This window comes from Collinsella sp. AF02-46-1 (assembly GCF_003465825.1).
Taxonomy (GTDB): domain Bacteria; phylum Actinomycetota; class Coriobacteriia; order Coriobacteriales; family Coriobacteriaceae; genus Collinsella.
In genome coordinates, this window is sequence record NZ_QSBV01000023.1 from 1 (window position 1) to 26115 (window position 26115).

At 60.5% G+C, this 26115-nt stretch carries 26 protein-coding genes and 5 tRNA genes; 28 read left to right on the forward strand and 3 right to left on the reverse strand.

Annotated features, from left to right (window positions below):
• Positions 1-125 precede the first annotated feature (125 nt).
• From DWV20_RS08780 to DWV20_RS08790, 3 genes are all read left to right on the forward strand, one after another.
• Positions 126-200 (forward strand) — tRNA-Val (locus tag DWV20_RS08780).
• A 382-nt stretch (positions 201-582) separates the two neighbouring features.
• Positions 583-1737, forward strand: coding sequence for a hypothetical protein (locus tag DWV20_RS08785; protein ID WP_147346319.1), 1155 nt, complete (start codon positions 583-585; stop codon positions 1735-1737).
• Positions 1738-2200: 463 nt separating this feature from the next.
• A tRNA-Ala gene (locus tag DWV20_RS08790) sits at positions 2201-2273 on the forward strand.
• A 210-nt stretch (positions 2274-2483) separates the two neighbouring features.
• On the opposite strand, the gene DWV20_RS08795 is transcribed toward DWV20_RS08790, so the two are convergent.
• Positions 2484-2559 (reverse strand) — tRNA-Ile (locus tag DWV20_RS08795).
• Between the two features lie 620 nt (positions 2560-3179).
• Here DWV20_RS08795 and DWV20_RS08800 point away from each other — a divergent pair.
• The 20 genes from DWV20_RS08800 to DWV20_RS08895 all read left to right on the forward strand — a co-directional run bounded on the left by DWV20_RS08800 (position 3180) and on the right by DWV20_RS08895 (position 20564).
• A tRNA-Ala gene (locus DWV20_RS08800) sits at positions 3180-3252 on the forward strand.
• A 75-nt stretch (positions 3253-3327) separates the two neighbouring features.
• Positions 3328-5361 (forward strand): ABC-F family ATP-binding cassette domain-containing protein, encoded by a 2034-nt coding sequence (locus DWV20_RS08805; protein WP_118256827.1) that lies wholly within the window; start codon positions 3328-3330, stop codon positions 5359-5361.
• Positions 5348-5644 (forward strand): hypothetical protein, encoded by a 297-nt coding sequence (locus DWV20_RS08810; RefSeq protein ID WP_233539812.1) that lies wholly within the window; start codon positions 5348-5350, stop codon positions 5642-5644. Before DWV20_RS08805 ends, DWV20_RS08810 begins: the two co-directional genes overlap by 14 nt.
• 9 nt (positions 5645-5653) lie before the next feature.
• Complete coding sequence (locus tag DWV20_RS08815; protein WP_118256828.1) at positions 5654-6337, forward strand: site-2 protease family protein; 684 nt, start codon at positions 5654-5656, stop codon at positions 6335-6337.
• Between the two features lie 84 nt (positions 6338-6421).
• On the forward strand, positions 6422-7234 hold the full coding sequence (locus tag DWV20_RS08820) for a ScpA family protein (protein WP_118256829.1): 813 nt from the start codon (positions 6422-6424) through the stop codon (positions 7232-7234).
• A gap of 11 nt (positions 7235-7245) precedes the next feature.
• Complete coding sequence (scpB, locus tag DWV20_RS08825) at positions 7246-7965, forward strand: SMC-Scp complex subunit ScpB (protein WP_118256830.1); 720 nt, start codon at positions 7246-7248, stop codon at positions 7963-7965.
• On the forward strand, positions 7952-8923 hold the full coding sequence (locus DWV20_RS08830) for a pseudouridine synthase (protein WP_118238471.1): 972 nt from the start codon (positions 7952-7954) through the stop codon (positions 8921-8923). The genes scpB and DWV20_RS08830 overlap by 14 nt, the downstream gene beginning before the upstream one ends.
• A gap of 66 nt (positions 8924-8989) precedes the next feature.
• Positions 8990-9676 (forward strand): (d)CMP kinase, encoded by a 687-nt coding sequence (cmk, locus tag DWV20_RS08835; protein ID WP_117636034.1) that lies wholly within the window; start codon positions 8990-8992, stop codon positions 9674-9676.
• Positions 9677-9679: 3 nt separating this feature from the next.
• Complete coding sequence (locus DWV20_RS08840) at positions 9680-10408, forward strand: lysophospholipid acyltransferase family protein (RefSeq protein ID WP_117636033.1); 729 nt, start codon at positions 9680-9682, stop codon at positions 10406-10408.
• 2 nt (positions 10409-10410) lie between these two features.
• The gene (locus DWV20_RS08845) at positions 10411-11310 is read left to right on the forward strand and encodes a 4-hydroxy-3-methylbut-2-enyl diphosphate reductase (protein ID WP_118256831.1); all 900 of its coding nucleotides are present in this window, start codon (positions 10411-10413) and stop codon (positions 11308-11310) included.
• A 2-nt stretch (positions 11311-11312) separates the two neighbouring features.
• Positions 11313-12755 carry a DUF512 domain-containing protein gene (locus DWV20_RS08850; RefSeq protein ID WP_118256832.1) on the forward strand — a complete coding sequence of 481 codons (1443 nt, stop codon included), beginning with the start codon at positions 11313-11315 and terminating at the stop codon, positions 12753-12755.
• 10 nt (positions 12756-12765) lie between these two features.
• The gene (gene der, locus DWV20_RS08855; protein WP_006236029.1) at positions 12766-14100 is read left to right on the forward strand and encodes a ribosome biogenesis GTPase Der; all 1335 of its coding nucleotides are present in this window, start codon (positions 12766-12768) and stop codon (positions 14098-14100) included.
• Positions 14093-14776, forward strand: a complete 684-nt coding sequence (gene plsY / locus DWV20_RS08860; protein WP_118238475.1) for a glycerol-3-phosphate 1-O-acyltransferase PlsY — start codon at positions 14093-14095, stop codon at positions 14774-14776. The genes der and plsY overlap by 8 nt, the downstream gene beginning before the upstream one ends.
• A 9-nt stretch (positions 14777-14785) precedes the next feature.
• The gene (locus tag DWV20_RS08865; RefSeq protein ID WP_118238476.1) at positions 14786-15793 is read left to right on the forward strand and encodes an NAD(P)H-dependent glycerol-3-phosphate dehydrogenase; all 1008 of its coding nucleotides are present in this window, start codon (positions 14786-14788) and stop codon (positions 15791-15793) included.
• A gap of 18 nt (positions 15794-15811) precedes the next feature.
• Positions 15812-16483 carry a ribulose-phosphate 3-epimerase gene (rpe, locus tag DWV20_RS08870; protein WP_118238477.1) on the forward strand — a complete coding sequence of 224 codons (672 nt, stop codon included), beginning with the start codon at positions 15812-15814 and terminating at the stop codon, positions 16481-16483.
• A gap of 6 nt (positions 16484-16489) precedes the next feature.
• Entirely contained in the window at positions 16490-17668 is a 1179-nt protein-coding gene (locus DWV20_RS08875; RefSeq protein ID WP_117636026.1) for a cysteine desulfurase family protein, read from the forward strand.
• Entirely contained in the window at positions 17665-18474 is an 810-nt protein-coding gene (locus DWV20_RS08880; protein WP_118238478.1) for a Nif3-like dinuclear metal center hexameric protein, read from the forward strand. The genes DWV20_RS08875 and DWV20_RS08880 overlap by 4 nt, the downstream gene beginning before the upstream one ends.
• The gene (locus DWV20_RS08885; protein ID WP_118238479.1) at positions 18471-19190 is read left to right on the forward strand and encodes a zinc ribbon domain-containing protein; all 720 of its coding nucleotides are present in this window, start codon (positions 18471-18473) and stop codon (positions 19188-19190) included. The genes DWV20_RS08880 and DWV20_RS08885 overlap by 4 nt, the downstream gene beginning before the upstream one ends.
• A 2-nt stretch (positions 19191-19192) precedes the next feature.
• On the forward strand, positions 19193-20407 hold the full coding sequence (gene coaBC / locus DWV20_RS08890) for a bifunctional phosphopantothenoylcysteine decarboxylase/phosphopantothenate--cysteine ligase CoaBC (RefSeq protein ID WP_233539813.1): 1215 nt from the start codon (positions 19193-19195) through the stop codon (positions 20405-20407).
• 80 nt (positions 20408-20487) lie between these two features.
• A tRNA-Pro gene (locus DWV20_RS08895) sits at positions 20488-20564 on the forward strand.
• A gap of 534 nt (positions 20565-21098) precedes the next feature.
• On the opposite strand, the gene DWV20_RS08900 is transcribed toward DWV20_RS08895, so the two are convergent.
• Positions 21099-21920 carry a DUF6273 domain-containing protein gene (locus DWV20_RS08900; protein ID WP_147338932.1) on the reverse strand — a complete coding sequence of 274 codons (822 nt, stop codon included), beginning with the start codon at positions 21918-21920 and terminating at the stop codon, positions 21099-21101.
• A gap of 379 nt (positions 21921-22299) precedes the next feature.
• Here DWV20_RS08900 and DWV20_RS08905 point away from each other — a divergent pair, with 379 nt between their 5' ends.
• The 5 genes from DWV20_RS08905 to DWV20_RS08920 all read left to right on the forward strand — a co-directional run bounded on the left by DWV20_RS08905 (position 22300) and on the right by DWV20_RS08920 (position 25181).
• The gene (locus DWV20_RS08905) at positions 22300-22548 is read left to right on the forward strand and encodes a hypothetical protein (RefSeq protein WP_117716125.1); all 249 of its coding nucleotides are present in this window, start codon (positions 22300-22302) and stop codon (positions 22546-22548) included.
• Between the two features lie 2 nt (positions 22549-22550).
• Positions 22551-23969, forward strand: a complete 1419-nt coding sequence (locus DWV20_RS08910; protein WP_118256833.1) for a hypothetical protein — start codon at positions 22551-22553, stop codon at positions 23967-23969.
• A 362-nt stretch (positions 23970-24331) separates the two neighbouring features.
• Positions 24332-24493 (forward strand): hypothetical protein, encoded by a 162-nt coding sequence (locus tag DWV20_RS09925; protein ID WP_158561630.1) that lies wholly within the window; start codon positions 24332-24334, stop codon positions 24491-24493.
• A 29-nt stretch (positions 24494-24522) separates the two neighbouring features.
• The gene (locus tag DWV20_RS08915) at positions 24523-24786 is read left to right on the forward strand and encodes a hypothetical protein (protein ID WP_117716127.1); all 264 of its coding nucleotides are present in this window, start codon (positions 24523-24525) and stop codon (positions 24784-24786) included.
• Positions 24787-24941: 155 nt separating this feature from the next.
• Positions 24942-25181, forward strand: coding sequence for a hypothetical protein (locus DWV20_RS08920; protein ID WP_118256834.1), 240 nt, complete (start codon positions 24942-24944; stop codon positions 25179-25181).
• 450 nt (positions 25182-25631) lie between these two features.
• Here the strand turns inward: DWV20_RS08920 and DWV20_RS08930 are convergent, their stop codons facing one another.
• Positions 25632-26060 carry a hypothetical protein gene (locus tag DWV20_RS08930; RefSeq protein ID WP_117758888.1) on the reverse strand — a complete coding sequence of 143 codons (429 nt, stop codon included), beginning with the start codon at positions 26058-26060 and terminating at the stop codon, positions 25632-25634.
• Positions 26061-26115: the final 55 nt, after the last annotated feature.

Sequence of the window (26115 nt, forward strand, 5' to 3'; positions counted from 1 at the left end):
ATGAATGTGGGAGGTGTTCGGATAAAGTCGATAATCAAGGGCGCCCACGAATTTATAATCGGGGGCAAAAAGTTCTTGGTAAACCACGCGCGGCTATGATAGTATCTCTGTTGCCGAAAGGCGACGGGCGATTGGCTCAGGGGTAGAGCATATCCTTCACACGGATGGGGTCACAAGTTCGAATCTTGTATCGCCCACCATCTAAAGCACAGGTCAGAGGTGTTAAGCCTCTGACCTTTTTTTATTTTGACACCAAGGGTGACACCAAAACTGACACCAAAATCAAATCGTAGTCGTCTAAGGCGTCATTTTTATCGCACCCTTTTTGCTGACGACATTGCCCGTTCTGTATAAAACGCATGCGAATTATCATTGAATTCCCCCTGTGATCCGAGCTCTAATGTGGAGACAGGGACCATATGCACAGAGCGCCTTCCAGCGGATTTCTATCACACGACGGTTTTTCGGCAGAACTCGTCAAGCTTTTGGTTTGCTTCCGGTACTTACCCGCATGATGCCCCGGTAGATAATCGGCCATGCCCGCAATTCGCACGGCCTACGGCCGATATCAGGGGGACGCAAATGGACGAAATTGTCTGCGCAAACACCGCATTCCGCTACTGGCGCTGCCCACCGCAGGTGCGCGACCTCTACCCGCGCTTACCCAACGCCGAAGACGGCTGGCGAGCCCTATCCCAAGCCCCTTTCGTGACCGACGTCCTCAAGACGCCAGTCATCACAGCAGCATCAACACGAAGTAACCTGCATTCCGAGACAAGACGGACCATCCGATGGAACAGCGCCTATACAGAGAAGGTTTCCATCGACACGGGTATGGGCTTTAGCGTCACAGACCCTCTTAATACGCTATTCACCATGACTCGAAGCGTGTCTTCATGCGATCTAGTTCTTGCTATGTACGAGTTCTGCGGGTGGTTCTCGATTTTTAAACCATCGCCCACGGTCGATATGGCACTTGAGCAGGCAAAACCAAATGAGGAGCAGTACACCATAGAAAGTCTGTTTGAACTAGACGAAACCCAAGACGAGGCCCCATGGAAGCGAGTCTATGCTCGGGCGCACCAGAAGGACAGCGAGAATGATCAAAGTGGGCAGCAGGATGACGGATCCGGAAATAATGCTAGCGGAAAGGGCACATCGCTCTGGATGAGAAAGCCTCTTATTGAAATAGAAGAACTGCATAGATTTGCAGCGAAGGTTAAAAGCGAGATGTGGGGAAAGCAATTCTACGAAGCCGCACAGCAGGTAATAGGTATTGCTGCATCCCCGCTAGAAGTTGCTGGAATCATGTTGCTAAGTCATCCGAGGCGTGCCGGCGGAGCGGAGTTTAAAAACATATTCGTCAACGACTTAACACCGCTGTCGAATTCAGCTCGGAAAATCGCAGGCCAGAAAATCTGTTACGGCGATATCGTCATCGTAAATCCAATAACAATGAAGGCTGTGATTATCGAACTTCAAGGAGAGGTTATCCATGGGTCGGGCGCCGTGCTTGACCACGATGCCACCCGAATGACAGCATTGCAAAGCATGGGATACGACGTATTTCTTGTAACCCATGACATGCTCAATGATCACGATCAACTTGATGCCATCATCCACAGTGTGTGTGAGCGATTAGAGTTGCGCTACAAGCCAAAAACCGAAGCGATGAGATGCGCTGAGACCAGATTGCGGGCCAACGTTCTGTGCAATTGGCTTGATATTGGTAAGTAATAATGCCCAACTGAGCATTTTTAATACTTTAAATGCTGCCAGTAATTAAATGCCATTTTACAACCACGCCGGTTTACTACGTTGGATTGGGAGTAGTTGAGCACACCGAATTCGCCGCTCGTAAAACCGCAGGTAGATCGCCTGCCCGTTTTGCAAAAGTAGGCGTGAGGTCAGTAATCCGGGAATCGGCGTAGTAAACCGGTCCGTTTATGAAGCGACCAGCTTGGGCGAGCTACGCACGGTTCCGAAAATGGTCCGAAGGCGTGCGGAAGGGCTCAGGTCCCCGGAAGCACCGCGGATCGCTTTGGTCTGGCCGGCGGCACCTGGGGCGACATGCCGAGCCCCGCGGACTATGTCGGGTACCGTGGGTCCTCTCGGCCCCGCGCCCGTTCCACGCGACGCAAAATTGTCCAAAATTGTCCTTGCATCGGCGGGGGAGTTCCCGTATAGTACTTCTACGCACGGGGGCGTAGCTCAGCTGGGAGAGCGCTTGACTGGCAGTCAAGAGGTCAGGGGTTCGATCCCCCTCGTCTCCACCCGAGCATTGAATGAGGCTCCAACGCAAGTTGGGGCCTTTTTTCATTTTGATTGGCCAATAATATGCTTTTGCCCAGTGGCTGCTTGGCGAAAATCTATCCTAAATTGCAAAGAGGAATGATTAAAAGTGTTTCACGTCTATGTAGGGAAAAATTTAGTATCACCGTAATGTAAAGAGGCCGGGCAGCATGCCCGGCCTCGAACGATTCTGGTGGGCCCTCCGGGATTCGAACCCAGAACCCAGGGATTATGAGTCCCCTGCGCTAACCGTTGCGCCAAGAGCCCTTATGAACGGTGAATGCAATTCTAACAAAGGCAACTCAGACCTAATTTCTTCGCTTCACGTTGTGAAATACTACCATGCACGAGCAAGTCGCACAACGCAAGATCAAGTCCGATGCTAAACAACAGCTAATCTAGGCGCGTCGCAGAATAGAAGCGATCTAAATAAGTTAAGGCCTTTAATTCAGGGCTCCAACACACTTTTGCGTGAAATCAACCTGATGCCATTTCAAAACCATGCCGGTTTACTACGACGAATCGGCGACCCCCCGAGCACCGTGTGTTCTCCGTTTGCAAAACCGCAGGTAGGTAGCCCGCCAGTTGCACGAAAAGGCGTGTATGGTCGGACATTTCTGATTTATCGTAGTAAACCGGCATGGTTCTGGGGCGCTGGGGAGGGGCGCTTCGCAATCGGACCCGATAATGGGACTGGAGGCGCACGGAAAACCCTGTTGAACGGGGTGCGTCGTGTTCCACGCGCCAAGTCGGCCGGCGTACGGGCCGTGCGGGGGCCAGGCGCCCCGCGGGTTGGCGCGGTCCCGAGCGCGCCGGCACTCGCGAAAGTTTTTTTCAAAATTGTCCTTGCATCGTGGTCCGAGTTCCCGTATAGTAGTTCTCCGCACGGGGGCGTAGCTCAGCTGGGAGAGCGCTTGACTGGCAGTCAAGAGGTCAGGGGTTCGATCCCCCTCGTCTCCACCCGAGCATTGAATGAGGCTCCAACGCAAGTTGGGGCCTTTTTTCATATTGGCACACAAGGTCAAAGGCGGCACCATGATCCTCCTGGTCGACAAGATCGAAAAAAGCTTCGGCGCACGCGTCCTCTTTAGCGGCGCGTCCTTCCAGATCAACCCCGGCGAGCGCTTCGCGCTCGTGGGCCCCAACGGCGCCGGCAAAACCACCATGCTCAAAATCATCATGGGCATCGACAGTCCCGACTCTGGCCAGGTCCAGTACGCAAAGGACTGCCAGGTGGGCTACCTAGAGCAGGAAACTAATCTGGAACAAAAGGACACCACCATCCTCGCTGAGGTCATGGCCGCCGCCAAGGAAATCCGCCGCATGGGCGAGCGCGCCAACGAGCTGCAGGCCCAGATCACTGAGCTCTCCGAACAGGGCAAGGACGTTGACGCGCTCCTTAACGAGTACGGCCAGGTCCAGGACCGCTTTGAGCACCTGGGCGGCTACGAGCTCGAGAGCAACGCCCGCAAGATCCTGTCCGGCCTTGGCTTTAAGGTCACCGACTTTGAGCGCCCGTGCTCCGAGTTCTCGGGCGGCTGGCAGATGCGCATCGCGCTGGCCAAGCTCTTCCTGCGTCACCCCGACCTGCTGCTTCTGGACGAGCCCACCAACCACCTGGACCTCGAAAGCGTCCAGTGGCTGCGCGGCTTTATCGCCAACTACGATGGCGCCGTGCTCATCGTCAGCCACGACCGCGCTTTCATGGACGCCTGCGTCGACCATGTCGCCGCTCTCGAAAACCGCCGCGTGACCACCTACACCGGCAACTACAGTAGCTACCTCAAGCAGCGCGAGGACAACCTGGAGCAGATGCGCGCCAAGCGCGCCGCCCAGGAGCGCGACATCGCCCATATGCAGGTCTTCGTTGACAAGTTCCGCTACAAGCCCACCAAGGCTGCCCAGGCTCAGGAGCGCATCCGCAAGATCGAACAGATCAAAAAGGAGCTTGTCATCCTACCCGAGGGCCACAAGCACATCGACTTTAAGTTCCCCGACCCGCCGCGCTCCGGCGACATGGTCGTGGGGCTCGAGGGCGTGGCCAAGTCCTACGGCAACAAGCACATCTACAGCGACATCGAGCTCAAGCTCTACCGCGGCGAGCACGTGGCACTCGTCGGCCCCAACGGCGCCGGCAAGTCCACGCTCATGAAGATCATCGCCGGACTGGAGCCGCCCACCACCGGCACCCGCGACCTGGGCACCAACGTGGGCGTGGCCTATTACGCCCAGCACGCGCTCGAGGGCATGACCGAGTCCAACACCGTCCTGCAAGAGATCGACACCGTCACGCCCAAGTGGACCGTGCCGCAGCAGCGCAGCCTACTGGGCGCCTTCCTGTTTAGCGACAACGATTCCATCGAGAAGCAGGTTCGCGTCCTCTCCGGCGGCGAAAAAGCGCGTCTGGCCCTGGCCAAGATGCTCGTGGCCCCCGAGGCGCTCCTGTGCCTGGACGAGCCCACCAACCACCTAGACATCGACTCGGTGGACATGCTCGAGAACGCCCTGCAAAACTTCCCCGGCACCATCGTGCTGATCAGCCACGACGAGCACCTGGTGCGCGCCGTGGCCAACCGCGTCATCGACATCCGCGACGGACAAGTCACGGTCTACGACGGCGACTACGACTACTACCTCTACAAGCGCGAGGACCTCGCAGCCCGCGCCGCCGCCGAGGCGTCCACGGAGAGCGCGCCGGCCACGACCAAGTCCGCCAAGGCCAGCGCCGCCCAGGCCGACACCCCCGTCGCCGCCCCCAAGCCTGCCGAGGGCAAAAAGACCAAGGAGCAAAAGCGCGCCGAGGCCCAAGCCCGCGCTGCGCTCAACAAAAAGCTCAAGGGCGTGCGTAACCAGCTCAAGAAGATCGAGACGGAGCTCGACAAAAAGCGCGCCCGCTATGACGAGCTTATGGAATTGATGGCAAGCGAAGAGCTTTATGCCGATCAAGACAAGTTCAACGCCGCGCTGGGGGAATATAACGGCCTTAAGCAAGAGCTACCCAAGCTCGAGGACGAATGGCTGGAGCTTTCCACCCAGATCGAAGAGGAGACCGCGCGTGAACTCTCGTAAGGCCGCTGCCGTGGCGATGAGCATCATCGCCGTCGCCTGTCGCATCTGCGGCATCTTTATGAGCGCGATGACCGTGCTGCTGTGTTTTAGCGGCCTCACCGCCAAGCTGCAGATCGTAGGCTTTGTCGTTGAGCTTTCGCGCGCACTGCCGAGCGCCATCGCCGGCTATGGCGTCATCACGTCGCCCTTTGGCGGCGTGTTCCGCCTGGATTACGCCATCGTCGCCGTGATCCTGTTTGTGATCGACTACCTGCTCACGCGCGCCTCGCGCCGCGTCCGCTAGAGGAGCGCCATGTCCAGCAGCTACCTCATGAACCTGCTCGCCAGCGCCGTCGCCGTCATCGTGGGCATCGTGATCCACGAGAGCGCACACGCCGCAGCGGCCTGGGCGCTCGGCGACAAGACGGCCCGTTCGCGCGGCCGCGTCTCGCTCAACCCGCTCAACCACATCGACCCGTTTGGCACCATCATCCTGCCACTGCTCATGCTTGCCGCCGGCGGCCCGGTGTTCGCCTTCGCCAAGCCCGTGCCCGTCTACCTCAACAACCTCAAGCACCCCAAACGTGACGAGGTCTTGGTGAGCGTGGCCGGCCCCGCGTCGAACATCGCCCTCGCGTGCCTCGCGGCCGCCCTCATGCACGCAACGTACGGCAACCTCTACACCAGCATGTCCTTTGCCCTGGCGTCACAGATCATGAACTTCGGCGCCACGTTTATCGTGGTCAACCTGTCACTCGCGTTCTTCAACCTCATCCCGATCCCGCCGCTCGATGGCTCGTCGATCATCGTGCCATTCCTCAAAGGCAAGGCGCTCAACAACTACTATCACCTGCAGCAATACGCCATGCCCATCCTCATCATTGTGCTGTACCTGCTGCCTATGTGGACCGGCATCGACGTGATCGGCCGCTATTTCGACGTTACCGTGTATCCGCTTGCTGAGCAGCTGCTCAACTTCGCAATCGCCGGCATCTAAGGTAAACTTACAGGTCGACCGTGCAAAACGGTCGTAATATGCACCCAAACCGCGCCGCGAAGGCGCCGTCAAAGGAGGTCGAAGATGTCGTATCGCGTGTCGACGCAGGTCTACAGCGGACCGTTCGACCTGCTGCTGCAGCTGGTAACCCGCCAAAAAGTAGATATCGGCGCCATCTCCATCAGCGAGGTGGCCGAGCAGTACCTTGCCGAGGCCGAGCGCATCGAGGCGCTGGACCTGGACGTGGCGAGCGACTTTTTGTTGGTCGCAGCAACCCTTTTGGACATCAAGGCCGCCTCCTTGGTGCCGCAGGAGGCCCCGCGCAAAGCCGATGACGACGATGACGAGTTCGACGAAGACCTCGAGGAGCTCAGCACGCTCGACGGCGACGCCCTGCGCGAGGTCCTGATCCAGCGCCTGATTGCCTACAAGCAGTTTAAAGGCGCGGCTGCGGCCCTCGGTGCCCGCATGCAGGCCGAAAGCCGCATGCACCCGCGCGTGGCCGGCCCCGACCCCGAGTTTTTGGGCCTTATGCCCGACTACCTGGCCGGCATCACCCTACGCGGTCTGGCCGTCATCTGTGCCGACCTTGACGGCAAGCGACAGACCTTCTTGCTGGAAGCCGAGCACGTGGCGCCGCATCGTGTGCCGCTCGACCTGACCGTGGCCTCGGTCGATCGCTTTACCATGGCACACCAAAACTGCACCTTCCGTGAGCTGCTGGACGGCGACGCCACCACCGAGCAGCTCGTCGTCACCTTCCTGGCCATGCTCGAGCTCGCCAAGCGCGGCTCGCTCACGCTGAGCCAGGACGAGATCTTCGGAACCATCTGCATCAACCGAGTCGAGGGCACCGAGGCATACGTGCCCGGCAAGGGCCCCGAGCTCACCGAATAGGAGCCGCAACCATGTCAACCCTTTCAACGCTGGAGGCAAACAGCCTCAAAGGCGCCCTCGAGGCGCTGCTGCTGGTGTCGAGCGACCCGGTGAGCGCGCCTGCGCTGGCAGGTGCGCTAGATATCGCCCCTGGCGAATGCGCATCGCTGCTCGCCGAGCTCAAGGTTGAGTACGAGGAAGCCAACCGCGGCTTTCAGCTGCGCGAGGTCGCCGGCGGCTGGCGCCTGTTTACGCATCCCGCCTACCACGATGTGGTCGAGGCCTATGTGTTGAGCTGGGACACGCAAAAGCTGTCGCAGGCGGCGCTTGAAACCCTGGCCGTCATCGCATACCACCAGCCCGTGACGCGCGAGGTGGTCAAAGGCATACGCGGCGTCAATTCCGACGGCGTCATCGCGTCGCTCGTGGACAAGGGTCTGGTGCGCGAGCTCGGCCGCGACCCCCAGCGCGGTCAGGCGATCATCTATGGCACGACCAACGCCTTCTTGGAAAAGTTCGGTCTGCGCTCCACCCGCGACCTGCCCGATCTGGAGCAGTTTGCCCCCGACGAGCAATCGCGCCAGTTTATCCGCGAGCGCCTGAGCGGCCGCAGCATTCAGTCCACGCTCGAGGAGCAGGCCGAGGACCTGGACGAAGAGCGCGAACTGCTCGATACCGATGTTGAGGACACCGATGACGCAGAGCTTCTGCCCACCGGTGACACCTCGGAGGATTTGCATGACGAGGACTAACGAAGCAGGGGAGACGCGCACCGCACGCGTCGCGGGCGCTACGGCGCCCACAGGCGGCACCCAGCCCGTCTACCCGCACACCATGCGTCTGCAGCGCTTTTTGGCGCGCGCGGGCGTGGCGAGCCGCCGCGGCTCGGAGGACCTGATGACCGCTGGCCGCGTGACCGTCAACGGCCAGGTCGCAACCGAGCTGGGGACCAAGGTCGACGTCGACCGCGACCATATCGAGGTCGACGGCATGCCTGTCAAGCTCAACCAGGGTGCCGTGTACCTAATGCTCTACAAGCCGACCGGCTACCTCACCACCATGAGCGATCCCCAGGAGCGCCCTTGCGTGGCCGACCTGGTCCCGCGCGACCGTTTTCCGGGGCTCTTTCCGGTGGGTCGCCTGGACCGCGACACCACGGGCCTTCTGCTCTTTACCACCGACGGCGACCTGTCGCAAGACCTGCTGCACCCCAGCAAGCACGTCTACAAGACCTACCAGGCGCTCGTGGACGGCCACCTGACCGATCGCGACTTGGAACCGCTCCGCCGCGGCATCGAGCTCGACGACGGCCTGTGCCAGCCGGCGATCTGCCGCGTCATCAACGCGCGCGAAGCCGAGGCCGTGGCTCCGCAGGGTGTAAAGCCCGGCACCACCGCCGTGGAGGTCATCATCCGCGAGGGCCGCAAGAACCAGGTCAAGCGCATGCTGAGCAAGATCCACCACCCGGTGATTCGCCTGCATCGCTGCAACTTCGCCGGCCTGGAACTCAAGGACGTGTCCAAGGGCTCGTGGCGCGAGCTCACCGAGCGCGAAGTGCAGATCCTCAAGGCCGGCGGCACCCCGCCCAAGCAGGCCGCATCCAAGCGCGGCACCGCGCCGGCGACCAACACCGCGAGCCGCACGCGCCACCACGGCAGCCACGGCTCCGCGCCCAAGCGCAACACCTACCGCGAGCGCTACACGGGCTAAGCAATCCGCCGCGCCCCGACGCCCGCGAACCATACCAGCACGTCAACCACCGAAAGGAAGTATTGCATGATCGTCGCCATCGACGGCCCCGCCGGTTCCGGCAAGTCCACCATCGCCAAGGAGATCGCCCGCCAGCTGGGCTTTAACAAGCTCGACACGGGCGCCATGTATCGCGCCGTCACCTTCGCCGCGCTCGACCGCGGTATCGACCTGGACGACGAGGCGGCCATCGACGCCCTCGCCGAGCAGATCGAGATTCGCTTTACCAATGGTACCGGCGAGGACACGCGCCTGACCATTGACGGCCAGGACGCTTCGGCCGCCATCCGTACCCCGCAGGTCGACGCCAACGTATCCAAGGTCTCGGCCTACCCGGGCGTGCGCGCCGCCATGCTCATTCACCAGCGCCGCGCCGCCGAGGACCGCGATATCGTGGCCGAGGGTCGCGACATCGGCACCGTCGTATTTCCCAACGCGCAGGTCAAGGTGTTCCTGACCGCCGACCCGCGTGAGCGCGCCCGCCGCCGCGTGCTGCAGCGCCACCAAAACGACGCCCAGCCGCTTACTGCCGAGCAGCTCGAGGCCGAGGTCGACGAAACCCTCGACGCCCTCAAGCAGCGCGATAAACTCGACAGCAGCCGCGAGGTCGCACCGCTCGTGCCCGCCGAGGACGCCGTGCACGTCGACTCCACCGCCCACACCATCGACGAGGTCGTACGCATTATCGAGGACCTCATCAACCAAAGGAGGTAACTCATGCGCCTGTTTAAGCAGACGCCCGAGGATTACTACAACGCCCCCTACGCCGAGTTCCCTGCGCTCATCCGCGCCGTCGTCGTGGTGGTCATGGCTATTCTATGGGCCTTCTCCAAGCTCATGTGGCGCTGGAAGGTCGAGGACGCCGACCTGCTGTTTGAGCGCCAGGAAGGTCGCGGTAGCGTGGTCATCTGCAACCACACCTCGATGGCCGAGCTCTTGGCCGTGGAGACGGCGCTGTTCTTTGGCGGCCGCCGCATCCGCCCCATCTTTAAGTCCGAGTTCGCGAAGAGCAAGATTGTACGCTGGGCCTTTAGCCGCGTGGGCGGCATCCCCGTAGAGCGCGGTACTGCCGATATGAAGTGCCTGCGCGCCGCCCAGCATGCGCTACAGCGCGGCGAGGACGTCCTGATCTTCCCCGAGGGCACGCGCATCCGCTCGCGCGAGATCAAGCCCGAGGTCCACGGCGGTTTTGCGCTCATCGCCCAGATGGGCAAGGCGCCCGTCAACCCGCTCGCCATCTGCGGCTGGTCCGACATCACGCCCGCGGGCAAAAAGCTCATGCGTCCTAAAAAATGCTGGATTCGTGCCGGCAAGGCCGTCTCGCTTTCGGACGCGCCGGCCGGGCTTAAGCGCACGGAGCGCCTGGCCTGGTTTGAGTCCGAGGCCATGAACCGTGTATATAAGATGCGCGACGAGTTGTGCGCCGAGCATCCGGGCAGGTTCTAGCCATGAGCGAGAACGTGACGAACACAGCCGCGACTGCGTCCGACCAGGACGGCGCGCCTAACATCGAGATCGCCGCCCACGCCGGCACTTGCTACGGCGTACAGCGTGCGCTCGATATGGCGCTGGCCGCTGCGCCGCAGGCAGGGGAGTGCAATCAGGTCCATACCTTGGGTCCGCTCATCCATAACCCCATCGTGGTGCGCGAGCTCGCCGAGTCAGGCGTCGGTCTGGCCGAGACCTTGGACGACGCCGCGTCGGGCACCGTGATCATCCGCGCGCACGGCGTGGTGCCGCAGGTCATCGATGCCGCTCGCGAGCGCGGCCTCGATGTGGTCGACGCCACCTGCCCCTACGTAAAGAAGGTCCACGTGGCGGCCGAGCGTCTGGTGCGCGAGGGCTACCGCGTGATCGTCGTGGGAGAGCCGGGTCACCCCGAGGTCGAGGGCATTCTTGGCCATGCTGGTGATGACGCACAGGTCGTGAGCTGTGCCGCCGATGCGGACGCGCTGCCACTCAAGGGCAAGGTGGGTCTGGTTGTGCAGACCACCCAGACCGCGCAGAACCTGGCCGAGGTTGTGGCCTCCATCACCCCGCGCGTGCAGGAACTGCGTGTGATCAACACCATTTGCGCAGCCACGAGCGAGCGCCAGCAGGCAGCCGCAACCCTCGCCAACCGCTGCGACTGCATGGTCGTCGTGGGCGGCAAAAATTCGGGCAACACGCGTCGCCTGGCACAGATCTGCGCTGATGCCTGTGAGCACACGCATCACATCGAGGAAGCTTCGGAACTCCAGGCCGCGTGGTTTGCCAACGCGCGCCACATTGGCATCACTGCCGGAGCCTCCACCCCGCAAGAACACATCGAACGCGCCGTAGAGCGTATCAAGGAGCTTTGCCGCTAATCATGGACCAGACCGTACCCGCATACGCCGCCGAGGTGGCCGATTACGGGCGCAGCCGCGACCCCGAGCCGGGTGAGGGCGCGCTCGTAAAGAACGTGCGTCCCGAGTCGCCCGCATGGGATGTGGGTATCGAGCCGGGCATGCGCGTGCTCACGGTCAACGGCGAGCAACTCACTGACATGATCGTATGGCTCTGGGAGGCAGACGACGACACCGTCGAGCTGGAGGTATTCGATCCGCGCGACGGCACTGTCACCCCCGTGGAGCTCGACCGCTTCCCGGGAGAGGACTGGGGCCTTGAGTTCGACGGCCCCATCTTTGACGGCATGCGCACCTGCGTCAACGCCTGCGTGTTCTGCTTTATGACCATGCTGCCCAAGGGCGGTCGCTCCACGCTCTACATTCGCGACGACGACTACCGCCTGAGCTTTTTGCAGGGTAACTTTGTCACGCTCACGAACCTTTCCGACGAGGACGTGCAAAACGTTATCGATCGCAACATGAGTCCGATGAACGTGTCGGTCCACGCCGTGAGCCCCGACGTTCGCCGCCGCATGATGGGCCGCAACGCCCAGCGCGGCATGGACGTACTCGAGGCCATCATGGCCGCCGGCATCGAGATTCACGCGCAGATCGTGCTGTGCCCCGGTATGAACGACGGCGAGGAGCTGGAAAAGACCCTGCGTTACTGCGAGGAGCACGAGCAGATCACCAGCCTGGGCATTGTGCCGCTGGGCTTTACCAAACATCAGAACCGTTTTAGCTGGTCCTACAGTGACAAGCCCGAGCTCGCACGCGAAACCATTGCCATGATCCGGCCTTTCCAGGACCGTGCCTTCGAGCGCTTTGGCCGCCACACCTTCCAGATGAGCGACGAGTTCTATCTGGACGCCGGCATCGATCCTCCCGAGGCGGACTTTTACGACGGTTACCCGCAGTACTACGACGGCATCGGCATGATCCGCTCGTATCTGGACGAGACCGACGACGTGCTGGCTACCGATGCCGAGCGACTGGCCCGCGTCCGCGAGGCCATCGCCGCCCGCAGCCAGAACCTGCTGTGCCTCTCCGGCGCCAGCGCGCGAGACACCGTGGCACGCTTTGTGGAGTCGCCGCATGGTCTCGGCGGCACCGTCACAGCCATCAAGAACCGCTACTTTGGCGGCAACGTGGACGTGACCGGCCTCATCGTCGCGTGTGACATTCTGGAGCAGCTGCCCCAAGATCTGTCGGGGGTTATGCTCTTTGTGCCTAAGCTCATGTTCAACGCTGACGGCATGACGCTTGACGAGTATCATCGTGACGATTTACTCGCAAGCCTTACCAGTCGCGGCGCCGAGGTTCATGTGGTGTCGACCATGCCGCATGAGCTGCTCGATACCCTGGAGCACATCCTTGGCATTGTGCCTGCCGACTCTACTAATTCCGCTGACCCTACCCATTAAAGGAGAGCAGATGAAACCTATCGTCGCCGTCGTCGGACGCCCCAACGTGGGTAAGTCCACGCTCGTTAACCGCCTGGCCCAGACCTCGGACGCTATCGTCCACGAGTCTCGCGGCGTCACGCGCGACCGCTCATACCACACGGCCGATTGGAACGGCCGCGAGTTCACCATCGTCGACACGGGCGGTATCGAGCCGCTCAAGAGCGACGACGTCTTTGCCACGTCCATCCGCGACCAGGCCCTCGCCGCCGCCGAGGAAGCCGCCGTCATCCTGTTTGTGGTCGACGGCCGCACCGGCGTCACCGAGGAGGACGAGTCGGTCGCCCGCATGCTCAAGCGCTGCGACAAGCCGGTCTTTCTGCTGGTGAACAAGCTCGACAACCCCGATCGCGAGAACGACAGCATCTGGGAGTTCTATTCGCTCGGCATCGGTGAGCCCACGCCGCTCTCGGCCCTGCATGGTCATGGCACGGGCGACCTGCTCGACGATATCGTGGCCCTGCTTCCGGAGGAAGAGGACGAGGTCGCCGATGAGTTCCCCGATGCGCTGAACGTGGCCATCATCGGCCGCCCCAACGCCGGTAAGTCCTCGCTGTTCAACCGCATCCTGGGCGCCGACCGCTCTATCGTGTCCAACATTGCCGGCACCACGCGCGACGCCATCGACACCGTCGTGGAGCGCAACGGCAAGCACTACCGCATGGTCGACACCGCGGGCATCCGCAAGAAGAGCACCGTGTACGAGAACATCGAGTACTACTCGATGGTCCGCGGCCTGCGCGCCATCGACCGCGCCGACGTGGCGCTGCTCGTCGTCGACGCCTCCGTGGGCGTTACCGAACAGGACCAGAAGGTCATGGGTCTTGCCATCGAGCGCGGCTGCGCCATCGTTGTGCTGCTCAACAAGTGGGATCTGCTCGACGACGACCGTAAGCGCGAGGCCTGCATGGAGACCATCGACCGCCGTCTGGGCGTCATGGCTCCCTGGGCCCAGTACTTGCGCATCTCTGCCCTGACCGGCCGCAGCGTCGAGAAGATCTGGGCAATGGTAGACGCCGCCGAAAAGACGCGCTCGCAAAAGATCAGCACATCGCGCCTCAACACGTTCCTTACCGACCTGCGCGAGTTCGGTCATACCGTGGTGGACGGCAAGCGCCGCCTGCGCATGCACTACGTGACCCAGACGGGCGTCAACCCGCCGACGTTCACGTTCTTCGTCAACCATAGCGACCTGGTCAACGACACCTACCAGCGCTACGTAGAGAACCGCATGCGCTCGACCTTCGACTTTGCCGGCACGCCCATTCGACTCTTCTTTAGGAAGAAGGAGCAAAAGGATGCATAATCCGATTCTGCTGACCGCCATCTGCGCCGTGCTCTCGTTCTTTATCGGGGCGATTCCGTTTGGTCTGATCTTGGGCCGCGTGTTCAACCACACCGACATTCGCAAGGCGGGCTCCGGCAACATCGGCACCACCAACGCCCTGCGCGTGGCCGGCCCTAAGGTGGCCGCGCTCACGCTGTTGCTCGACTGCCTTAAGGGCGCCATCTGTGTCCTTATCGCCCGTCCGCTCATCGCGGGCGTGGGCTATGGCTTCCCCGTGAGCATTATGGCCCCCGGCGCTCCCGGCGACTGGATGCTCGGCGTCATCTGCCTGGCGGCCGTGTGGGGCCATATCTTCTCGCCCTACCTCAACTTCCATGGCGGCAAGGGTATCGCGGTTGGTCTGGGCGTCATCCTCGCTTGGTACTGGCCTATTGGCCTGTCGCTGCTGGGCATGTTTATCGTGGCCGTCGCCATCACAAAGTTTGTGTCGGTAGGCTCGCTTGCCGCGGCCATCGGTCTTCCCATCGCCGTCTGCGCGGTCTTTCCGTACGGCAGCCTGGGACTTAAGTTTTGCATGGCGATGATCGGCATCACCGTGGTGTGGGCCCATCGCGCGAACATCAAAAAGCTCATGACGGGTAAGGAGTCCAAGCTCTCGTTTACCAAGCGCGTCACCGAGCCCGACGATAAGTAGGGGAGAGTCATGAATGTTGCGCTGATTGGCTCCGGCTCCTGGGGAACCGCCGTCGCCGGCCTTGCCGCCGCGCGAGCCGAGCGCGTGACCATGTGGGCCCATAGCGAACAGACGGCCGCCGGCATTAACGGCGAGCATCGCAACCCCCGGTATCTGGTGGATTACGTGCTGCCGGAAAACGTCGTCGCCACGACGGATCTGGCCCAGGCGCTCGACGGCGTCGAGGCCATCATCTTTGCCGTGCCCTCCACGCACCTGCGCAGCGTATGCCATCAGGCGGCACCTTGTATCGCCACCGACACCCCGGTGCTCTGCCTCACCAAGGGCATTGAGCCCGAGTCTGGCCTGCTCATGAGCGAGGTCATTGCCAGCGAGATCGGCAACGAGCGGCGTGTGGCGGCCCTCTCGGGCCCCAACCATGCCGAGGAGATTTGCCGCGGTGGGCTCTCTGCCGCCGTCATCGCCAGCAAAGATACGCAGGTAGGGGAGACCTTTAAGGAGCTGCTGCTGTCCACGGCCTTCCGCATCTACCTGTCGCAGGATATGACCGGCGTCGAGGTTTGCGGCGCCATGAAAAACGTCATCGCCATCGTATGCGGCATCTCCGCCGGCTCGGGCGCGGGCGACAACACGCTTGCCCTTATCATGACGCGCGGCCTGGCCGAGATCAGCCGTCTGGTGCACGCCCGCGGCGGTCAAGCCATGACCTGCATGGGTCTTGCCGGCATGGGTGACCTCATTGCCACCTGCACCTCCGAGCATTCGCGCAACCGCACCTTTGGCTACGAGTTTGCCCACGGCGTCTCGCTCGACGAGTACCAGGCACGTACGCATATGGTGGTCGAGGGCGCCGTCGCGGCCCGCAGCGTCAGTGAGCTTGCCCGTTCACTGAGCGTAGACATTCCGCTCACCTTTGCCGTGGAGCAAACGCTCTACAACGGTGTTACTTTGGATAGGGCGCTCGAGATTCTTACCGATCGCGTCCCTTCTCAAGAGTTCTACGGACTCACCGACTAGCGCAGAAAGGCTTCTACCATGGGTTCCATCAAAATCGCTCCGTCTGTCCTTTCGGCCGACATGGCCAACCTCAAGGGCGAACTCGACAAGATCGCCGGTGCCGACTACGTGCACTTCGACGTTATGGACGGTCACTTTACCGGCAACCTCACCTTTGGCGTTGACATCCTTAAGGCCGTCAAGCGCTCCACCGATGTACCGGTCGACGCGCACCTCATGGTGACGAACCCCGACGAGACGGTCGATTGGTACGCCGACGCCGGTGCCGACATGATCACCGTGCACTACGAGGCTTCCACGCACCTGCACCGCACGCTCACGCATCTGCAGCAGCGCGGCGTCAAGGCCGGCGTGGTGCTCAACCCCGCCACCCCCGTGTGCGTGCTCGAGAGCATCATCGACGTCGTCGATATGGTGCTGCTCATGAGTGTGAACCCGGGCTTTGGCGGCCAGAGCTTTATCCCGGGCACCATCGCAAAGCTTCACGAGCTCAAGGCCATGTGCGAGCGTCACGGCGTTTCGCCCCTCATCGAGGTCGACGGTGGCATTTCTCCCAAGAACATTGCCGAGGTCGTCAAGGCCGGCGCTAACGTGCTCGTGGCCGGTTCTGCCGTATTTAAGTCCGAAGATCCCGCTGCCGAGGTTGCCCTGCTGCAGAAGCTGGGCAACGAGGCCGCACAGGAGGCATAAACCCTTATGACCGCAGGTCAAAACCGCATACCCGTGAATCTTGACTATGCCGCCTCGACGCCCATGCGCGCCGAGGCGCTCCTTGCGCAGCGCGAGTACGACGACAGCGAGCTTGCCGGCGTCAACCCCAACTCGCTGCATTCGCTCGGCCGCAAGGCTGCCGCGCGTCTGGAGGTTGCACGTCGCGAGATCGCCCGCAGCTTTGGCGCGCGCGTCCGCCCGTCCGAGATTGTACTGACCAACGGCGGCACCGAAGCCAACCAGCTGGCGCTGCTCGGTCTTGCCGAGGGCGCTCGTCAGCGCGATCGCAAGCGCGATCGTGTAATCGTTTCGGCCATCGAGCACGATTCGATTCTGGACAACCTGCCGCTGCTGCGTGCCGCCGGCTTTACCGTCGACCTGGTGCAGCCCTGCCGCGCGGGCTACATTGAGCCCGCCACGCTTGTCGAGCTGCTCGGCGACGACGTGGCGCTCGTGAGCATTATGGTCGCCAACAACGAGAGCGGCGTGGTGCAGCCTATCCGCGAGCTGGCCGCCGCCGCACATGCTGCCGGTGCCTTGTTTCACACCGATGCCATCCAGGGCTACTTGCATATTCCGCTCGATGTCACCGAGCTGGGCGTCGATGCCATGACCGTTGCCGCGCACAAGATTGGCGGCCCCGTGGCATCCGGTGCGCTCTACCTTAAGAACCGCACGCCGCTGCGTCCGCGCATCTTTGGCGGTGGACAGGAAGCAGGACGTCGCGCCGGTACGCAGGATCTGCGCACGCAGCTGGCTTTTGCCGCTGCCGCCCACACGCTGGCGCCCCACGTGGCCCAGGAGCGAGCGACACTGCAGGCCCTGTCCGATAATCTCTATGCCACGCTTACGGCCCATCCTCGCATTCACGCCACGATGGGCGACTACGCGCAGGCAGATCGTCTGCCAGGCATGGTTTCAATCTACGTTGACGGCATGGACTCCGAAGAGCTCATCATCAAGCTCGATGCCGCCGGGTTTGAGGTATCGGCCGGATCAGCTTGCTCGAGCGGCAGCATGGACCCGAGCCACGTGCTCAGCGCCATGGGCATTGGTCGCGAGCAGGCGCTGGGCGCACTGCGCATCTCGTTTGATGACCGCGTGAACCCTTCCGACCTGGACAACTTTGCCCAGACGCTGCTGTCGATCGTGGGTGCCGCATGATCGTCGCCGACCTTGAGCGCGCCCTGCTGGCACGCTATCCCAAGACGGACGCCGAGGGTTGGGATCATGTTGGTTTATCTGTGGGAGATCCCGCCGCTGAGATCACCGGTGTTGCCTGTGCACTTGACGCTACCGAGGCCAACGTGCACCGTGCTCTCGAGGCCGGCGCCAACGTGCTGCTGACGCATCATCCCATTTATATCAAGGCGCCCGAGGCGTTTTGCCCGGCGGATATATCGCGTCCCCAATGCAGCGCTGTGTTGTACGAGGCAGCTCGTTGCGGCGTGAGCATCATCTCGCTTCACACCAACCTGGACCGATCGCACGAGGTGCGCGTTCGCCTGAGTGAGTTGCTGGGCGCTGAGCCCATGAGCTCGCTGGAGCATGTGGGCGAGCCTGAGCTCACCGGTCTGGGCGCACTCGCGACCCTCCACGACGTCTACAGCCTGCGCGATCTCGCCAACCGTGCCGCCACAGCCTATGGCAGCGACCCGCGCGTATGGGGCGAAGCCGAGCACCCGTGCCGCACCGTCGCCATTCTGGGCGGTTCCCTCGGCGATTTTGGTGAGCTTGCCATCGCCGCAGGCGCAGATGTTATTGTGACCGGAGAGGCCGGCTACCACGTGGCGCAAGACCTTGCCTTGCGCGGAATGCCGGTGATCTTGCTCGGCCACGACCGCTCTGAGGAGCCGTTCGTGGATATCTTGATGAACTCTGCAGTTGACGCCGGGATGGACCCCCGTCATGCGATTAAAATACTGAACCCTTGCCAATGGTGGACTGTGACAAAAGGAGAGAACTTATGAGCGCCGGCGCTACGCTACTCAAGCTGCAACAGATCGATTTGGAGCTCGCCCGCAACAAGAGCGAACTTGCCAATATGCCGGAGCTCAAGGAGCTCGCATCAAAGCGTAAGACCTATGTAAAACTCAAGTCCGAGATGACCAAGCTCTACGCCCAGCGCAAGGACCTGGACATTGAGCTGGGCGATCTCAACACCACCGAGATTCAGACCAACAACGCCATCGAGGCTGCCAAGAAGCGCCACGTCGACGGCTCCGACTACCGCGAGGTTCAGGACCTGGAGAATGAACTCGCCACCCTGGCCAAGCGTCTGGACAAGATTGAGCACACCCGCAAGGATGTCGTTATCGCCCATAAGGAGGCGCTCGACCGCGAGGCCCGCGCACAGGCAATCATCGCCAAGTTTGAGGAGGGCGTGAAGGCCGATACCAAGGCCGCCCGCGCCAAGGCTGCCGACCTGCAGGCTCAGATTGACGCCGCCACTAAGGAGCGCACCGCGCTTGCCGCTACGCTGCCGGCCGACGTGCTCACCGACTACGAGCGTCTACTCAAGCAGTTCCGCGGCCTGGCCGTCGAGACCATCCAGGGTAACATCCCCACGGTCTGCCACACCGCGCTGCAGGCTTCGTCCATGAACGACCTCAACCACGACGGTAGGTCAATTACGCACTGCCCGTACTGCCACCGCCTCCTGGTACTCCCGAGCGAGGAAGCCTAGCGATGACGGCGGCATCCAACAATTCAATGCAACTTGAGGGAAAAACGATCCTGCTGGGCATTACCGGCGGGATCGCCGCCTATAAGTCGTGCAATATCGTGCGCCTGCTGCAAAAGCGCGGTGCGCGCGTCAAGGTTGTTATGAGCGAGCATGCCACGGAGTTTGTGGGCCCACTCACCTTCCGTGCGCTCACCAACGAGCCCGTTGCCGTGGGCCTATTCGACGATCCCTTCGACCCCATCCATCACATTTCGCTGGCGCAGGAACCCGACCTGGTGGTCGTGGCGCCCGCGACGGCCAATATCATCGCCAAGATGGCCAATGGCATCGCCGACGACCTCATCTCCACCACGCTGCTCGCCACGCCGCGACCCATCGTGATCGCACCCGCTATGAATAACGGCATGTGGAAGGCTCCGGCGACGCAGGCCAACATGGCCACGTTGCGCGACCGCGGCGTGCATGTGGTGGGACCCGGCAGCGGCTACCTTGCCTGCGGCGACGTGGACACGGGACGCATGAGCGAGCCCGAGGACATCGTCGAGGCTGTCTGTGAGGTGCTCAACCCCGCGCCTCAGGACCTGGCGGGTAAGCGCATCGTGATTACCGCCGGCCCCACGCATGAGCCGATCGACCCGGTGCGCTTCATTGGCAACCGCTCTTCGGGCAAGATGGGTATCGCCCTGGCAGGGGAGGCTGCTCGCCGCGGTGCTGCGGTCACGCTCGTGCTGGGACCGACGTCGCTCGATGTTCCCCACGGCGTGGAGTGCGTACGCGTGCAAACCGCCGCAGAGATGCTGCAGGCAGCGCTCAGCGCCTTCCAGACGGCCGATGCGGCCATTTGTGCGGCTGCCGTCGCTGACTACACGCCCGCAGCCCCTGCCGACCATAAGCTCAAAAAGGCCAACGAGCGTCTGGATCGCATCGAACTGGTCGAGACGGTCGATATTTTGGCTGAGCTCTCGCGCCAAAAGGGAGAGCGGTGCGTGATTGGCTTTGCAGCCGAGACCGATAACGTTGTGGAGTACGCTGAGCGTAAATTGGCCCGCAAGGGCTGCGATGCGATCATCGCCAACGATGTTTCGCGCGCCGATTCGGGCTTTGGAACTGATACCAATAAGGCTTGGATCGTGAGCACAGCAGGGACGCAGGAACTTCCCGTGCTAACAAAACCCCAGCTCGCAGATACAATTTTGGACTTGCTCAAAAATAATTAAAAAAGTTCTTGCACAAGTCCAAAGTTTCGGGTTATTATACTCCCTGTTGCGAGCGAGAGCAGAGCAACAAATAAAAGCTTCGGGACGTGGCGCAGCTTGGTAGCGCACTTGACTGGGGGTCAAGGGGTCGCTGGTTCGAATCCAGTCGTCCCGACCAGAAGTTTGCAGGTCAGGCACCTAGTGCCTGACCTTTTTTGTTCTAAGCAATTGCTTAATTTTGATTAAGCAACAGGGTGCTAAAAATCTACCTACGCGATATTCGCCTTTTGCGGCTACTTGCGCGTTTTGCACGCGCTTGAGCCGATTTATTAACGCGATATGAATCTACATACGCGTAGCTGGTATACAGCCGAGTACGGGCTGTATTTATCGCGGCGATTTACACAGATATAGCGACTGTAACGGACAAGCGTGTCGCTGTATTTATTCCAGTAGTTCACTTGACCGGTGGACAAGTGAGCGGTTGCAACGAAACGGCAAGCGGGATGGGCCCTATACGAGGGCGCCGCAGAGGTAATAGAGGTGAAGTGCGGCAGGCGCTCTGAGAGGCGCAGTACGACCCCTTTTTCCTCGAACCGACTACCTTTGTACCATGAACCTCAAATTGTTCAAGTAATCGCCAAAAGAAAGGCCCGCGCAGGATTGCACGGGCCTTTCACTAGACAAACTAGAAGACAAGCTAGAAGACAGGTTAAAAACACCAGGCGAGGCATATGCAATACGAGTACGTCGCGCCGTAGTCGTTATAGTTACCGTTGCTATAGATACAGCGGAAGTACGCGGAGCCGCTCGGATCCACGGAGCGCGTCCAGTGATAAAAGCTCGACGACACCCCTGAATGGTTCGAGTACGTCACGCCCTTGGATTTGTAGTACTCGTACTGGGTACCGTCGGTCTGGCGGTCTCCGTAGATCTCGGTCATCGAGAGCAGGAAGACTTTATCGGTCGTGGCCGATGGGGCACTGGCACTGCCACCACCCTTGTTATCGGTCATCTTCGTGACGGCCTTCGCCTTGGACTGGAGTTCGATCGGTAGGAGCGACCAGAGGTCACCGGAATTGAGGCGGCCGCGGATCTCCGATTTCTCCCAGCCGCCGGCATTGGTGCTCGTGGCGTTCATTCGCTGCTCGTCCATGGCAGTGTTGGTTACCTCGAACGTGAGCCCAGCCTTACCGGAGCCGTCCCCGAGGTCATCGTGGTTGATACCGATGATGCGATACTCGAGCGTCTTGCCGTTCGTCAACTTCATCGAGAACTTCGTCCCCGCGTCCATCGCGGCCTTCGCCTTTGCGTACGCCGGCGACGCCTCGCCCTTGGCGGCGATGTCCTCGGCCACGGCCTCCTGCTCGTCGAGCGTCCAGTCCTTCGCGTCCTTGGCGACAGCCGCCTGGACGGTCGCGGAATCGGCTCCCGCAGAGCCGCCGCCGGTTGCGCCGCCCTCGACCCCGCCGGTCGTCCCATTGCTCACCGTGTTGCCGACCAGGTTGAACTGGTTGCGGATGGCCCCCGCCACGCCGGGTCCCGCGAACACGATCACCAGGCCGATGATGGCGATGATCAGGACGTACTCGATGATAGATTGGCCTTGGAGGCGGGTTCTCCTAGGAGATACCCCCCCCCCGAAGGTTAATTGCCGCTGCATGCATTTGCGGCTCCCTTCGCTCAGGGTTTGTAGATACATCGCCGAGCGTAGGGCTATTTCAGATTTCTGCATCGGTCTTGCCGCAGCGGCAAACGTAATTAACTAAACGCCTTCGCGGCGCAATCAACCGCTCACTCAATCGAATTTGTTGCTCAACAAATTCGCAGGTGAGGACAGTAGAATTGGTGTTATCGGAAGTGACGGATGACCGCCGGTGTCGAAGCTGGCGGCCGAGAAGAAAGGACCGAAAATGAGAACTATGGAGCTGATAATCTTCTTCCTGCCTCTCCTGGCGATCGCCGCCAACATCTGCGGCGTGGCGGAGCTCGTTAAGATTGCCAGGGCCAAGGGGCATTACACCAATGACGCGGGAATCCTCTGGTTCATCGGCCTTTTCGGCACGGCGCTCATGGTCGGCCTGATCGTCTGCGCACTGCCAGACCGAGCTGCGCCGGCGCCCAGCGCAAAAACGGATGAAGACGCCCTGCCCGAGGTGTAGACATGTCAAAGTACAAGATCGTCTACCGCGACGCCAACCCCTCCTGGCAGGAACTCTGCCCCGTCAGGGTACTGGCCGTCCAGGTCTCCAGGGACACCGAGACGGGAGCTTGCTTCCTCCAGACAAAGATCGTCAACGTATCGACGAAACCCATCAGCCGCATAGAGTTCACGGTCGGGCTCGAGGGCGAGGGAGGGGAGACGGAGAACGTCGACTTCTCGCTCCTAGATGCCGACCTGCCCGCCGGCGAGGTGCTCAGGCCCAAGGCGGTGAGAATCAAGCTGTCTGTTATCACCGGCTCGCGTGCCGTTGTGACCCGAGCGGACTGCGAGACGTCCTTCGACGACCCGGTCGACATCGATAACCCCGCGCCACTCGCGCTCAACGGAATCGAGGAGTCGGAACGCGATGTCCTGCTCTCCGAGATGGGCGCCGATGCCTGCAAATGCTCGGGTGTCCATTCCGAGCACGAGGGATGGTGGCAGTGCGGCTGCGGGGCGGTGAACCTCAAGCGCGGAACCTGCTGGAACTGCGGCGCCGTGCGCGAGAAACTGGCGGATCTGGAAGATGCCGCGTTCCTGGATGAATCCAGAAGGGACAGGGTCTACAAGACGAGCGTCGCGATACTCGAGAAGGGCAACAGGAAGGAAGCTGAGGCCGCAAAGGAAAGCCTCGAGAGGCTGGCCGAGCAGGGATACGGGGACTCGGGCGAGAAGGCAAGAGAGGCCGGCGCGAAGATTGCGAACCTCTCCAAAAGGAGGAAGAAAATAGCCGTCGCGGCTGTCGCGGGCATCGTCCTGCTTGCCGTCATGGTCGCCATCTCGCCCCTGCCGTCCATGCTCGAAGCAAGGGCGGACATGAAGGCGGAGCAGGAGAAAATCGAAAGCGTCGCGATTGAGCAGACCGTCGAACTGGGAACATATTCGGGCGAGCTCTCGGCTTATACAGGAAAGGATATCGAGGGCCAACCGATTGAATGGATAGTCCTCCACAAGGAGGGCGACAGGGCTCTCCTCATGACCGAGCATTGCATCGATGAGATGGAATTCAACGAGAATGGAGACGTATGGGACTTCAAGTCAAGCTCGCTGTATAGGTATCTGAACGGACCCTTCATAGAATACGCCTTCAACGATGCCGAGCGCAGGATTTTAGCAGGCGACGTAACGATTCTAGACTCCTGGAGCGATTACCTTAGCGAGGATAATATGTACGCGACTCTAGCCGGCACGGACGTCCCCGAGGCATGGTGGGCTTCCGATATAGAGAAATGCGAAGACGATTCATATGGGGCCTACTACGCCGGTCAACCCTTGACTAGTTACATTGACGAAGAAGGTGGCATCTCCTGCGGCGACCTCGGCAGCACGCAGGATTCGACTCTCGGAGTTCGCCCAGCCATCTGGGTCAAATTGAATTAGCAATCGATTTTTCCATCGGTTAAATTGTGAAGGTGGCTTCCGAACCATCGGGAGCCACCTTTATGCGTTCACTTGAACTTGGCTATTGCCGTGCCTTGGGAAGGATTACGCCGGGGGCATTCTTGTTGGAGTTGCCATGCAGTGTATTCGGGCTGACGTTTCAGTCGGAACAATCCAGATGAAGACTCCGGCACTGCTCAAACATTCCCGTTTAGTCATATACGTCACTGAAATCGCACTTGGCACCGAGACCAGTTACGTCCACATCCGCGTCCGGAACGAATCGAAGCGGTATCCCGTTTCAAAACGAAGCCTCGGTCCATGAAGGAGACTTTCCCATATACATAGATTAAGATAATACCGTGTATGACGAATATGAACTTGAGCATATTCCGTCCGTATTCATACTGGATGATCAAGGAAACATCATCGGCTTATCCGAAGGAGAGGAAGAACCTCTTGCCTTATTAAAGAAATACGCCAAATACAACGGATATAAAGCGGAAGGAGGCGACATCAAGTAACTATCAAAGGCCAGATTAAGGAGCCAGCCATGAAGAAATGCCTGCCCTCCATCGTCTCAGCAGCTCTTTGCCTCTCCCTTGTCATGACACCATTTGTGCCCGTTGCGGCAGCCCATGCCGACGAGGGATCTCCCGCCGAGAGCAGCGAGATCTACGTCGGAGACAACTACGACGAAAAGTACGATATATCCCTTTTTTTGAGCGCGGGCGCTGCACGGATTCATATTCCAAGGCGTGGTGCGATTCTCACGGATCTGCAAATAACCGCACCGTCCCTCACAAGGTCACGCTGAACACGAAGGAGGAGGCTTGCCTGCGCGATCTCTAGCTTGCTGGCACCGCTGAAGTTATCGCCGGTCTCGTGACAACCGGTCCTAGCGGCGGCTTTTTTGCAACCGCAATGACATCGTACCGACTTTTCACTTGCATGTTCTGAAAGGAAGTTGCCATGCTGTCGCAAAATCAATCGAGATACTTGAACACAATCGGCTTTGCCCTGCTTGCATTACTCTTTGCTAGCGACCTTTTGCTGAAACCGCCCAAGGAATTCGTTTCGCTTGCCATATCCTGCATTTCCGCCCTTGACTTTACGGCAACCCTATTCGTCGGACTAAAGGAGAGGAAAAAAGGCGCAGTCGCCGCATCCGCCGTAGGCGTGATCATAGCCATTGCGTCATTCTTTATCTGACACATTGGTGATCTAGGGGCGATATCGTAGGAATACGACCGGGAGAGCCGGGACCAGATTGCCCGGGTTGCCCGGTCGGCTCGCGCGACGGCGCGGCGGTTCCACAGAAAGCTCTCCGGACTTCACACCGTTTCTGATCGCATTGTAGACAGCCATCTCGTCTTCGCTGTCGGCGAGCACGCGGTGTGCGTCGTCGTTTTGGATGTCCAGTAAATCTCGAAGGTCCTCCATGCACCAGCGTCCGAGATTTGGCCATGCGCGTTGCGCGAGCTGATAAGTGTCGATTGCGATGTTGTAGTTAAAGTCCAGGCCAAAGCCGTCCCAGGCAGAACGGCTTTGTTTCCTTGATTATCAACTTTATCCGGACACTTCCCGCATTCATCCGTGCGTGTACGGATGAATGCGGGGCTCGATAGCCCGGCGGCCTGATCGGCAGGCCGCCGGGAACTCTCACTCCTCGATAAAAGCCGGCACCCGGTTAGTCCTGCGCATCTTGAAATCGCCAGTTTCGTGGGAGACGTAGAGAATGCCGTCCATCCCGTCTCGCGATGCATATGAAAGGTGAACAGAACCGCAATCCGCTCCATCATCGTCGAGAAGATCGAACGAATTCGGATCGCTCGTTGCGGCCAAACGACCACTCAGACAAGAGCCATCGCCATTACAGATTTGCCATTCCATGTCTTCGCCTGCAAGAATCGCCATAGACGGCCTGGTCGCGCCATCGTTGACATACATCCCGTCTATGCCAAAACCGTTCTCAGCGCCATCGATAAACGATTGCTCGGACCTATACCTCGCAAATGATGCACATAGAACCATTGCAAGACAAAGTACAGAGCCAACAATCGCTATCTTTGCATAGCTCTTGCCTATCATGTCATTCACCTCCTTCGTATGTATCGAGGTATTCCTGCTTGAGCGTCTGCGAGGA

What these genes read in the sequence shown, in the direction of transcription:
- DWV20_RS08785 (WP_147346319.1), top strand. Translation starts at nt 583, where the DNA reads ATGGACGAAATTGTCTGCGCAAACACCGCATTCCGCTACTGGCGCTGC.
- DWV20_RS08805 (WP_118256827.1), top strand. Translation starts at nt 3,328, where the DNA reads ATGATCCTCCTGGTCGACAAGATCGAAAAAAGCTTCGGCGCACGCGTC.
- DWV20_RS08815 (WP_118256828.1), top strand. Translation starts at nt 5,654, where the DNA reads ATGTCCAGCAGCTACCTCATGAACCTGCTCGCCAGCGCCGTCGCCGTC.
- DWV20_RS08820 (WP_118256829.1), top strand. Translation starts at nt 6,422, where the DNA reads ATGTCGTATCGCGTGTCGACGCAGGTCTACAGCGGACCGTTCGACCTG.
- scpB (WP_118256830.1), top strand. Translation starts at nt 7,246, where the DNA reads ATGTCAACCCTTTCAACGCTGGAGGCAAACAGCCTCAAAGGCGCCCTC.
- DWV20_RS08830 (WP_118238471.1), top strand. Translation starts at nt 7,952, where the DNA reads ATGACGAGGACTAACGAAGCAGGGGAGACGCGCACCGCACGCGTCGCG.
- cmk (WP_117636034.1), top strand. Translation starts at nt 8,990, where the DNA reads ATGATCGTCGCCATCGACGGCCCCGCCGGTTCCGGCAAGTCCACCATC.
- DWV20_RS08840 (WP_117636033.1), top strand. Translation starts at nt 9,680, where the DNA reads ATGCGCCTGTTTAAGCAGACGCCCGAGGATTACTACAACGCCCCCTAC.
- DWV20_RS08845 (WP_118256831.1), top strand. Translation starts at nt 10,411, where the DNA reads ATGAGCGAGAACGTGACGAACACAGCCGCGACTGCGTCCGACCAGGAC.
- DWV20_RS08850 (WP_118256832.1), top strand. Translation starts at nt 11,313, where the DNA reads ATGGACCAGACCGTACCCGCATACGCCGCCGAGGTGGCCGATTACGGG.
- der (WP_006236029.1), top strand. Translation starts at nt 12,766, where the DNA reads ATGAAACCTATCGTCGCCGTCGTCGGACGCCCCAACGTGGGTAAGTCC.
- plsY (WP_118238475.1), top strand. Translation starts at nt 14,093, where the DNA reads ATGCATAATCCGATTCTGCTGACCGCCATCTGCGCCGTGCTCTCGTTC.
- DWV20_RS08865 (WP_118238476.1), top strand. Translation starts at nt 14,786, where the DNA reads ATGAATGTTGCGCTGATTGGCTCCGGCTCCTGGGGAACCGCCGTCGCC.
- rpe (WP_118238477.1), top strand. Translation starts at nt 15,812, where the DNA reads ATGGGTTCCATCAAAATCGCTCCGTCTGTCCTTTCGGCCGACATGGCC.
- DWV20_RS08875 (WP_117636026.1), top strand. Translation starts at nt 16,490, where the DNA reads ATGACCGCAGGTCAAAACCGCATACCCGTGAATCTTGACTATGCCGCC.
- DWV20_RS08880 (WP_118238478.1), top strand. Translation starts at nt 17,665, where the DNA reads ATGATCGTCGCCGACCTTGAGCGCGCCCTGCTGGCACGCTATCCCAAG.
- DWV20_RS08885 (WP_118238479.1), top strand. Translation starts at nt 18,471, where the DNA reads ATGAGCGCCGGCGCTACGCTACTCAAGCTGCAACAGATCGATTTGGAG.
- coaBC (WP_233539813.1), top strand. Translation starts at nt 19,193, where the DNA reads ATGACGGCGGCATCCAACAATTCAATGCAACTTGAGGGAAAAACGATC.
- DWV20_RS08905 (WP_117716125.1), top strand. Translation starts at nt 22,300, where the DNA reads ATGAGAACTATGGAGCTGATAATCTTCTTCCTGCCTCTCCTGGCGATC.
- DWV20_RS08910 (WP_118256833.1), top strand. Translation starts at nt 22,551, where the DNA reads ATGTCAAAGTACAAGATCGTCTACCGCGACGCCAACCCCTCCTGGCAG.
- DWV20_RS08915 (WP_117716127.1), top strand. Translation starts at nt 24,523, where the DNA reads ATGAAGAAATGCCTGCCCTCCATCGTCTCAGCAGCTCTTTGCCTCTCC.
- DWV20_RS08920 (WP_118256834.1), top strand. Translation starts at nt 24,942, where the DNA reads ATGCTGTCGCAAAATCAATCGAGATACTTGAACACAATCGGCTTTGCC.
- DWV20_RS08930 (WP_117758888.1), bottom strand. Translation starts at nt 26,060, where the DNA reads ATGATAGGCAAGAGCTATGCAAAGATAGCGATTGTTGGCTCTGTACTT.